The 10,300-nt window shown below is 45.9% G+C and carries 8 protein-coding genes; 7 read left to right on the plus strand and 1 reads right to left on the minus strand.

Annotation, left to right across the window (positions count from 1 at the left end; all coding sequences use genetic code 11):
• Positions 1 to 1,167, minus strand: a 1,167-nt coding sequence (locus tag HRU21_07405; GenBank protein ID NRA42122.1) for a TolC family outer membrane protein, incomplete at its 3' end; no start/stop codon positions are given.
• A 380-nt stretch (positions 1,168 to 1,547) separates the two neighbouring features.
• Here HRU21_07405 and HRU21_07410 point away from each other — a divergent pair.
• The 7 genes from HRU21_07410 to HRU21_07440 all read left to right on the plus strand — a co-directional run bounded on the left by HRU21_07410 (position 1,548) and on the right by HRU21_07440 (position 9,776).
• Positions 1,548 to 2,207 (plus strand): DUF1249 domain-containing protein, encoded by a 660-nt coding sequence (locus HRU21_07410; GenBank protein NRA42123.1) that lies wholly within the window; start codon positions 1,548 to 1,550, stop codon positions 2,205 to 2,207.
• An 83-nt stretch (positions 2,208 to 2,290) separates the two neighbouring features.
• On the plus strand, positions 2,291 to 3,100 hold the full coding sequence (locus tag HRU21_07415; GenBank protein ID NRA42124.1) for a metallophosphoesterase: 810 nt from the start codon (positions 2,291 to 2,293) through the stop codon (positions 3,098 to 3,100).
• Between the two features lie 47 nt (positions 3,101 to 3,147).
• Positions 3,148 to 3,708 carry a hypothetical protein gene (locus HRU21_07420; protein ID NRA42125.1) on the plus strand — a complete coding sequence of 187 codons (561 nt, stop codon included), beginning with the start codon at positions 3,148 to 3,150 and terminating at the stop codon, positions 3,706 to 3,708.
• Between the two features lie 56 nt (positions 3,709 to 3,764).
• A complete protein-coding gene (gene parE / locus HRU21_07425) occupies positions 3,765 to 5,651 on the plus strand; it encodes a DNA topoisomerase IV subunit B (protein NRA42126.1) in 1,887 nt (628 codons plus the stop codon).
• Between the two features lie 108 nt (positions 5,652 to 5,759).
• Complete coding sequence (locus HRU21_07430) at positions 5,760 to 7,040, plus strand: GtrA family protein (protein NRA42127.1); 1,281 nt, start codon at positions 5,760 to 5,762, stop codon at positions 7,038 to 7,040.
• Positions 7,040 to 8,275 carry a glycosyltransferase family 9 protein gene (locus tag HRU21_07435; protein NRA42128.1) on the plus strand — a complete coding sequence of 412 codons (1,236 nt, stop codon included), beginning with the start codon at positions 7,040 to 7,042 and terminating at the stop codon, positions 8,273 to 8,275. Before HRU21_07430 ends, HRU21_07435 begins: the two co-directional genes overlap by 1 nt.
• Before the next feature lie 4 nt (positions 8,276 to 8,279).
• Positions 8,280 to 9,776, plus strand: coding sequence for a glycosyltransferase family 39 protein (locus HRU21_07440; GenBank protein ID NRA42129.1), 1,497 nt, complete (start codon positions 8,280 to 8,282; stop codon positions 9,774 to 9,776).
• Positions 9,777 to 10,300 lie beyond the last annotated feature (524 nt).

The following is a 10,300-nucleotide window of genomic DNA, read 5'->3' on the forward strand; positions in this document are numbered from 1 at the left end:
ATCGACAATATTCCGGGTGCCGACTTGATAGCCCGCTTCAATAGCGTCCAGTGCAGACTGGGTGGAGGTGATTGCTTGCTTACGCGCAGCTACTGTTTGTATTTGCGTTTGCACATTAATATGGTCAGCGCGAGACTGCTGAATGACTGCGCGTTGCGCGCCGTTTAACTGCGCTTCAGCCGCGTGAAACTGTGCCAGTGCGCTACGGCGATTAGCGCTGGTAGTACCGCCGGTAAAGATAGGCAGTTGCAAATTAATCGCCACAGTGCTTGATTCAAAATCCGGCAGGGCGCCAACCCAATCATTCTCATCAACAATATTTGAACCCTGCTGAAGCTCGCCTGCAAGAATTTCTCGGTTACTGTACGTATATGAGCCGGTGATGGTCGGTAAATGATTACTGGCTGCCTGCTTATAATTAAACTTAGCAGCATTCAGCGCATATTCAGAGGAGATCAGATTTAAGTTGCCTTTCAGTGATAAATCGACCCAGCTTTGGCGGTCCATTGGCGTTGGGTCGATAATCGGTAGGTTGTCACCAAAGATGACCACATAGGGATAAATCTTACCGGTTAATAGGGTCAGGTTTTCATACGCGGCCTCGAGTAAGCCTTGATTTGATAAACGGCTGACTTTGGCAAGGTCAGCTGCCGCTTGTGATTCATTTACATCGGTGATGGCGACAAGGCCAACGTTAAAGCGCTGCCGTGTTTGATCCAGTTGCTGTTGAAACGCTGCTTCTTCAGCAATGCTGGAAGATAAATTATTATAAGCGCGCAGTACCGATAAATAAGCGTCAAGCGTTCGCGAGATCAGCTGCTGTTCGTTTTGTCGAAAATCAAACACCGCTTTCTCTGATAGCTGTTGAGCGCTTCTAAAGCTATACCAGGCGTTTAAATTCAAGATGTTTTGCGTCACCGCCGCCGATAGGGTTTCGGTATCTTGGTCCAATGTTGACGCAAGAAAAATATCGTCGCGATTGGTGTCTTGATCTTGCATCTGGTACTGATATTGCGCGCCGATTTGTGGCAGTAATTGTCCCAGTGCGGCGTTCTCCGCCTCTTGTTCACTGCGTAGCGTTGCAGAGGCGGCTTGAATAATCGGGTCGTACTTAACCGCATCTTGATAGAGTTGATAAATATCTGTGGCATTTGCTGAAGATGCCATTATGCAACTGCCAAGCAGGCTTGACTTAGCCAGAGAGTGCCAATGTTTTAATGAGACAGAAAGTTTGAGCATGCAGTGATCCGATATTTTTAGAATATAATATTAAGATAATTTTTAGTTTTATCGTAATAGATTACGTTAATATTAACCTATGCGAAGAAAAAAGGCTGCTTATTATACGGTTTTACCCAAGGACTCATTAGGCAAACTGCTAATATTTATTGCATATAAAAGCGCAACGAAGCAATAAACAAATACATTAGGTTTTATTTCATACAAGTAAGAACACCTTAAGGCAATTTGTTAAGGCAATTTTGAGACGTTTATTTGATATTTCTTAGGTCTCTTTACAAGGTAATTATTTTCGATGGAAATTCGCAATGCGTAAAAAGTATGCGATTGATTTGTCACAGTATTTACTAAGCTGTGAACATAATTTTTATTATTTGACCCGTCTGATCGGTCAAAAGCGGCCCTGCTGTCTAACGCGTGCCTACCTACTTGAGTCAGATGGGAAAAACTATGCAAGTGTCAGCCTTGTGCTGCATTCTGCCAGTAAGTATACCGCGCAGTGCAGACTTCATTTTGAGCGAATGGCTAATACGACTCTTGCATCTGAGAATGCTGCAGCGTCAAAACATACGTCGGAGCCTCAGCTAGATAAAAAGCCTCAGCTCGATAAAAAGCCTGAGCTCGACAAAAAGCCCCACCGAGATCGCCAACAGCAAGATGCTAAACTACAAGCTACGGCTCATGCGTTGAATGCTGACGATATTGCCCAGCTTGCTAAGCTTTCCAATCTGCAGTTTGAACTAAAACTGAGTTATGATGCAAAACTGTTAGAAATTTTATCATTTCAAGGCAGCGCGGTAACGCGACCCTCTTATCCTTACCCGAATCAAAGAATGTATCAGCCTGATGAAAAATTGCAGCAACAGCAGTTGCTTACCCTATGCCTGCGGGCCAGCTTGCAAGACGGCTTGGCAAATCTGTTGCCTTGGCAGCCTGGAGAGCCAGAGTCGGTGTTGTCTGAGTTTTGAATAATAACTGTGATCAAGACCACTGTTAATTTGTATCACTGTGTTAAGCTAGCGCAAAAAAGTGAACAACAGTAGGCAAAGGTTTGACCTATACACTGATACAAATTTCGGATTGTCACTTAGGCGAAAGCCCTGGTGATCGTTTGTTAGGCTTGGATGCCGATCAAAGTCTTGCTTGGGTGTTGGCGCGCATAGCTGAAATATTTCCGCATTATGATGCTCTGGTTTGCAGCGGCGATCTTTCAAATGAAGCAGGCTTGCCTGCGTTTAAGCGATTACTGGCCCAGCTAGCCGAGCGTCCTTGTCAATCGCCTATCTATTGGTTGCCGGGTAATCATGACGACCATAAGGCAATGCGTGAGCTATCAACAACGGCTGATCAACAGCTGCACTTTTTGGCCAGTTTTTGCTTGGGTGATTGGCAGCTTAGTTGCTTTGATTCAACATTACCGAATAGTCCAGCCGGCTCGCTGTCTGCTGCAGAGTTACATCGCATGCAGCAAACTCTGATGCAGCATCAAGACAAATCACATTTGTTTTTTATGCACCATCCTGCAGTAGCAATTGGAACCGCTTGGATTGACCCCCAGCATATTGATAATGGCGAGGCCGTGATTGCCTTGTCTGAGCAATATTCGCAGCTTAAGGCGCTGGTCTCGGGGCATGTGCATCAGGCAGTCGACCGGAAGCTTTCAACTGCCAGTGATGCGCGCATGCTATGCACCCCGGCCACCTCGGTGCAGTTTAAACCTGCCTGCCATGATTTTACCCTAGATGATCAAATGCCGGGTTTTCGCTGGTTTCAACTGCAGTCTAACGGCCAATTTACTACCGGTGTCGAGCGCATTGCTTACCGCCCATTAGCTATTGATGCCGCTTTGCCTGGCTATTAAATAGCACTATGCCAAAGGCTGTTGCGGTTATTTATTTGCATGGCTTTATGAGTTCAGAGCAAGCCCATAAAGCAAAGCTTTGTAGTGATTTTCTTAAGCAATATTATCCCTCAACGGTCTTTCATGTGCCTCGATTGCCAGATAAGCCCCGTCAGGCAATTGATTTCCTTGAGCAGTATATTGCAGAGCTGCAACAACACTATTGCTGTTGCCTGATTGGCAGCTCATTGGGCGGTTTTTATGCACAGCTGTTTTCCGCTAAATATCACTGTAAGTCAGTGTTAATCAATCCATTAGTTGATGCGTCGCAGCGACTTATGATTTATGATGAATCCGAAGTTGGCCAGTTGCAGAACCCCTATACTGGTGAGTATTTTAGTATTGATGTTGATGATCACGATGCAGTCGAGGTGGCAGCTAGGATATTACCCGCGCCTGCCAATCAACATTTGGTGCTGCTGCAAATGGCAGATCAGGTGTTAGATGCGCAAATAGCCAGCCACTATTTTCAGCGTGCTAGCTGTATTATTGAACCTGCTGGAGATCATCAATACCAAAACTTAGAACGCTATCTAAGCCATGTTTTTGCTTGGCTGCTAGCAGCGTAATTTGCTTAACAACAGTTTTGTATATTAGTCAGAATTGAGTAAAAAAGAGAAAAACCTTGAAAGATTATACCTCCGAGTCGATTGAAGTTTTAACCGGGCTAGACCCTGTCAGAAAACGTCCAGGCATGTATACAGAAACCACCCGACCCAATCATTTGGCACAGGAGGTGATTGATAACTCGGTTGATGAAGCGCTGGCTGGCTTCGCTAAACAAATCGATGTGGTATTACATAAAGACGGCAGTCTCAGCGTTACCGATGATGGGCGTGGCATGCCGGTAGATATTCATCCTGAGCAAGGTTTGCCAGGCGTTGAGGTGATTCTATCCACACTGCATGCTGGCGGTAAGTTTTCGAATGAAAACTATCAATTTTCTGGTGGTTTACACGGGGTGGGTGTGTCGGTTGTTAATGCCTTGTCGAAGCAGCTTGACGTTACCATTCGCCGCGCAGGACAGGTGCATCATATACAGTTTCAGGATGGTGAAAAGTCCAAGCCGCTCAGTGTCATCGATAGCTGCGGGCAACGAAATACCGGCACCCAAGTTCACTTTTATCCTGACGCGCAATATTTTGATTCGGTTAAATTCTCACTGCACCGCATGCGCCATGTGTTAAGAGCCAAAGCGGTTCTATGTCCGGGGCTGAAAGTCACCTTTCTTGACCAGGCAACGGGTGATAAAGACAGTTGGTATTATGAGGATGGTTTAAAGGATTATTTATTAGCGGCAACCGATGGCTTTGACAGTATTCCAAACTCACCTTTTGTTGGCACATTTGCAGGCTCAACTGAGGCCTGTGATTGGGCAGTGCAGTGGTACAAAGATAGCGGTGAGCTCACCCAGGAAAGCTATGTTAACCTCATCCCTACGGCGCAGGGCGGAACCCATGTCAATGGCCTGCGTACTGGCTTGCTAGAGGCTATGCGCGAGTATTGTGAGTTTAGAAATCTCATTCCGCGCGGGATAAAGTTATCGGCTGATGATATTTGGGATAAATGTAATTATATTTTGTCAGCGAAATTAGCCGATCCTCAGTTCTCCGGACAAACTAAAGAGCGCCTGTCGTCGCGAGAGGCGAGTGCGTTTATTGCTGGTGTTGCTAAAGACGCGTTCAGCTTGTGGCTGAATCAACACACTGAAGAAGCCAGCATATTGGCAGAAATGACGATTGCCAATGCGCAATCGCGTTTACGTAAAGCCAAAAAAGTGGTGCGTAAAAAGGTAACGGCCGGCCCGCAGCTTCCTGGCAAGCTTGCCGACTGTGCCGGACAAGATGCAATGGCCGGAGAACTGTTTTTAGTTGAGGGCGACTCTGCCGGCGGCAGCGCTAAACAAGCACGGGATCGAACCTTTCAGGCCATCATGCCGCTGAAGGGTAAAATCATGAATACCTGGGAAGTTGATTCCTCTGAAGTCTTGGGCTCGCAAGAAATTCATGATATCTCTGTCGCATTGGGCATAGACCCTGGCTCTGATGATCTAGACAAGCTGCGCTATGGTAAGGTCTGTATTCTGGCTGATGCAGATTCTGANGGCCTGCATATTGCGACTTTGCTCTGTGCGCTGTTTGTTAAACATTTTCGTGCTCTNGTGCAGGCTGGCCATGTCTATGTTGCCATGCCGCCGTTGTTCCGCATTGACTGCGGAAAAGAGGTTTACTACGCACTTGATGAATCTGAAAAAGAAGGCGTGTTAAACCGCATTGAAGCTGAAAAAATAAAAGGCAAGGTTCAAGTTACTCGCTTCAAAGGGCTGGGTGAAATGAACCCCATGCAGCTGCGTGAAACGGTGATGAATAAAGACACGCGACGGATGTTGCAGCTTACGATTGAAGAAGAGCAGGCGACGGATGAAACCATGGATATGCTGCTGGCTAAAAAGCGCTCAGCCGATCGCAGAAGCTGGCTTGAGAGCAAGGGCGATTTAGCTGAGGTATCGTAACTGAGTTATCTTTGGCTTAGCTGTCAAATAGGCCGCGATTCGATTATTATGGCGCGCTTTTAAACCTAGCGGCCATTATAATCACTTCATCGATTAGGATCTTTTCACGTGAACTCTCCGCAACCATCTAGCAGGCACTCAAGCGGCTTTCCGTTTGAGCGTTCATTGTTGATAGATCAGCCGGTGCAGCCAATGCTATATCTGTTGCTGATCATGGCCTGCCTAGCCCTGTTTGTGCTCAGTCAGCTGGCAGATAATAATCTGCAGTGGTTTTTGCAGATTAATCATGGCAGTCATGATCAGGTGCCAGCGACAATATCGGCCTTAATTACCGAACTTGGCAATGGTGCTATAGTCGGTACATTAGCTGTGATCNTGCTTGTTCGTCAGCCAAGCTTGGCCAAGCGTGTGCTGTATGCGACCCTACTAACCGCGATTTTAATGTATGGCGCTAAGGCATTTTTTGCGGCACCACGGCCAGCATCGTTGCTAGCCCTGTCTGACTTTTATATCATCGGCGATGTATTAAAAAAGAAAAGCTTCCCCTCCGGCCACACAACTACAGCGTTTGCCGTAGCAGGGGTCATTTTACTGTCGTTTCAGCATCGACTATTTCGTCTATGCGCCTTGTTGCTGGCGATAGCGGCAGCTTGGTCAAGAATTGCAGTCGGTGCGCACTGGCCTGAAGATGTCTTTATGGGGGCTGCATTAGGGCTGTGCATTGCTGGCTTGGCATTTATGTTAAGCCGACAAGCATTTAGTCCGTTCGGTAATTATTGCGCCGCGGCTTTTTTAGCGTTTGCCACCTTGGTAGGCAATCTCACCTTACCCGATGACTTTCCCGATATTCCGGCAATTATGCCGTTTCGCATTGGCTTTGCAGTCCTATCTAGCTTGCTGATGATTTATTTTGGCTGTCGTCTGCTGCTGTTTTCTGAGCCGATAAAGCAAACATTTAATCGTGCGTTATTGTGGCTGAGTCAGCACCAAAACCTGATGCCTATCCGATTTCTAAAATTTGGTATGGTCGGTGGTAGCGGCTTTCTGGTCGATAGCGCAGTGTATTTTTTTGCGCAATTTTTAGGCCTTAATCACTCTGCCGCAAGAGTGGTATCTTACTGGTGCGCGGCAACCAATAACTGGTTTTTAAATCGTATTTTCACCTTTAATGATGTGCAGCATGAACAAAAGAGGCGTCAATGGTTAAAATATATGCTGATGTGCGTATTTAGCTTTATTTTGAATTGGGGCAGCTATCATCTGCTGACCAATTATGTGCCTTTTTTTATGCAATATAAGTTTATTGCTTTTCTATTCGGTATCCTATTGGGTATGGTTACCAACTTTACCCTATCGCAATTTGTAATTTTTAAGAATAAGACACACTGATGAACGTCGAAACCATGCGTAAGGTTGACCGTTACGCCGGCATACCTTTAACTTTTTTGCTCAGCATCATCGTCAATCTTCTGGCTTGGGTGCTGCCAAGCCGGCGAAAGCAATCAGCTGATCTAAGTCGCACTCTATTGATAGAGCTTTCTGAAATGGGCAGCGCGATTATTGTTGACCCTGCCATGCGTAAGTTGCAGCAGCAAGCCAATGCAGAATTATATTTTGCGATCTTTAAAGACAATGCTAAAAGTTTAGCGATCTTAAACACCGTGCCGAAAGAGAATATCTTTTTGATGCGCGCCGATAATTTCTTGGTGCTGTTAATAGATATTATTAAGTTTATGTTTTGGTCACATCGGCATAACATCACCACAACCATCGACCTTGAACTATTTTCTCGTTTCACCGCTCTGCTCAGTGTTGTATCTGGCGCAAAAGCGCGTGTCGGCTTCGCCACCCTGCACGATGAGGGCTGCTATCGCGGAAATTTAATTACCCATCCTGTTCGTTATAACAGTCATGTGCATATTGTTGAAAATTTCATTGCATTGACGAATACTGCATTGGGCTTAAACCTGAGTGAATACCCAACCCATCCTATTAAGGCTGAAGAGAAACAACTACAGCAGCTTAGCTTTGACGCAGATGATCATTTGCCGGTTAAACAAAAATTATTACAAATTTATCCACACTACGATCAACAAAGAATTGTGTTAATCAATCCCAATGCCTCAGAGTTATTGCCGCAGCGACGCTGGCTGAAAGAATATTTTGCTGAAGTAATCAGTGCTGTTTTGCAGCAGTTTGACGATGTTTTAGTGGTTGTCACGGGTGCGCCAGCTGAACGCCAAGAGGCGCAGTCTTTGATCGAGCTGGTGCAACATGATCGCTGTGTTAATTCTGCAGGTGTGTTTAGTTTTGAGCAGCTACTTCCATTGTACGACTTGGCAACCTTAATGCTTACTAACGATTCAGGGCCAGGTCATTTTTCAGCAGTGACAAAATTAAAAGTGTTCGTACTGTTTGGCCCTGAAACCCCTGCGCTATACGGCTCATTGGGCAATGCTGAGAACTTTTATTTGGCGCTGCCGTGCTCTCCATGCGTAAGTGCACATAATCATCGTAAAACCAGCTGCACCAGCAGACCCTGCATCACCGGCATTACGCCTGATATGGTTCTAGCTAAGCTATTACCTTATTTGCAACAAATTCCTCTGCAGTCGACGGAGTAAATCCGTGCTCGATTTCATCAGGCAACACTCCCGTTTATTGAATACGCTGCTGATTGGCGGCTTTTTTTTGCTACATGGACTGTTAATAAACAGCGTTGGGCTTGGAGTCGATGAGGCCCATTATGGCTTATATGCACTTAGGCTAGATTGGAGCTATTTTGATCACCCACCCATGGTGGGCTGGTTATTGGCGCTTGGACAAATAGCAGGCCAAAGCGATATAGCCTTGCGCCTTGTGCCGATGCTAATCATGACGATCAACAGTGTCCTGCTGCTGCAAGTTTGTCAGCGTTGTTTTGCCGAAGAGCAAGCTACCGGCACGCTCGCCTTGCTGCTGTTTTACCTAAGTGTGGTGACGCAGTTGCTGGGTTGGGGCATGGTGCCCGATGTTGCCTTGATGACATGGCATTTATTATTGATTTTAGCGATTGCAAATCTGCAGCAGCAATTTTCTTGGCAAGGCTTTGTATATCTTGGCGTGTTAATCGGCTTATCTGGATTAACCAAATATACCGCTATTGTAATGCCGCTGGCCTTGCTAAGCTGGCTGATTACGCAGCGACAATTACTGCTTTGGTTAGCTCAACCAGGACTTTGGTTGGCGGTAATCATTGCGGCAGTGATGATATCGCCAGTGATATATTGGAATGCAACGCATGACTGGGTCTCACTGCGTTATCAATTTGATCACGGTGCTGGCGGCGAGTGGCAGCTGATAAACGTGCTTAAAATGCTTTTGGCGCAGTGGTTAAGTATGGCGCCAGTAAATGTTGTATTGGGTGTGATAGTTATTTACCAGATTACCTCAAGACAGCTGCGTCTCTCGCCGCTGCCATCATTATTATTGCATTTGGGCTTGATACATTTATTGTTGGTTGCTTGGTCTGCAGGCAATGGCGAGCTATTGCCGCATTGGTCAGCTGTAGGCTGGTTGATGCTCACCCCGCTAACGGCACACTTTTGCTTGTTAAACGCTAAACAGTTTTCACCGCTGTTGCGAAAAGTATTGCAATTTATGACCCTGTTATCGGCTGTTTTGTTGCTGATATTGTTCAGCTTGTTGGCATTTAAACCGGTAAATCTTATCAAGGGCAGTGAGCAAGCGCTGCAAGATATTATGGGTTGGCAACAGGCAGCTGAACGTGCCGTAGCATTAGCCGATACACTGCAGGCTGACTATGTATGGGTTGAAAACTGGACCCACAGTAGCCGTATTGCCTGGTATAGTTATGACAGTGGCTATGCAGTGCAGGTGGTTGACGATAAGCCTAATCAGTTTGATTTGTGGCATGGCGAGCCGCAAGCGGCCAGTACCGCCATTTTAGTGACGCCCAAAAAGCATAAGTCTCGCAATGCGATAAAAACAATTGATTTGGCGCACAGCATTTGTCGCCGAATAGACCAGCTGGATTTTCAGTATCATGGCGTTACGATTAACCATTTCAATTTTTACTACTGTACCGCGGATCATATCAAGCTGCAGATGTTGCAAAACTCATAGTCTCTCTTTACCTTAGCTTAATGCACTTCACTGCGCTGCATAGCAGGCCTGATGTTTAGCTGATAAAAACAGTCTGAAACAGTCTGAAACAGTCTGAAACAGTCTGAAACAGTCTGAAACAGTCTGCAACAGGCGAGCAGTGCCTGCAGCGGTTTACTAAAACTGGCCATGCTGAAATAACTGGCAAACACGATCCAGCAAGGATTCTTGTATTGATAGAGAAACTCGTTTGCTTTTAAAAATACGTTTAAAACCATTGCGATTGGCTTACTGACCGATGATGCTTATTATAGGCTAATTGGCAGCATTTAAAGGAATACAGCACGTGTCAGAGTTTTTCTATCATCAGCGCAGAAAACTGCTGTTATATCCTGCGATATTTTGCCTCGCCGTATTCAGTAAGTTATCAGCTTTGTTGATAAAACCTCGCGCTAGTCGAGCAAACGCCGAAGCAGCCAATAGTTATCAGATACCTAGCGCTCCGCAATCACCTGATGATTTTAAACCCCTGCAGCACCAGTGCT

Source organism: Pseudomonadales bacterium (assembly GCA_013215025.1).
Classification (GTDB): Bacteria; Pseudomonadota; Gammaproteobacteria; order Pseudomonadales; family DT-91; genus DT-91.

Bases quoted from the DNA above. Each gene is read 5' to 3' on its own strand.
- HRU21_07420 (NRA42125.1), top strand. From the start codon at position 3,148: ATGAGTTCAGAGCAAGCCCATAAAGCAAAGCTTTGTAGTGATTTTCTT.
- HRU21_07410 (NRA42123.1), top strand. From the start codon at position 1,548: ATGCGTAAAAAGTATGCGATTGATTTGTCACAGTATTTACTAAGCTGT.
- HRU21_07435 (NRA42128.1), top strand. From the start codon at position 7,040: ATGAACGTCGAAACCATGCGTAAGGTTGACCGTTACGCCGGCATACCT.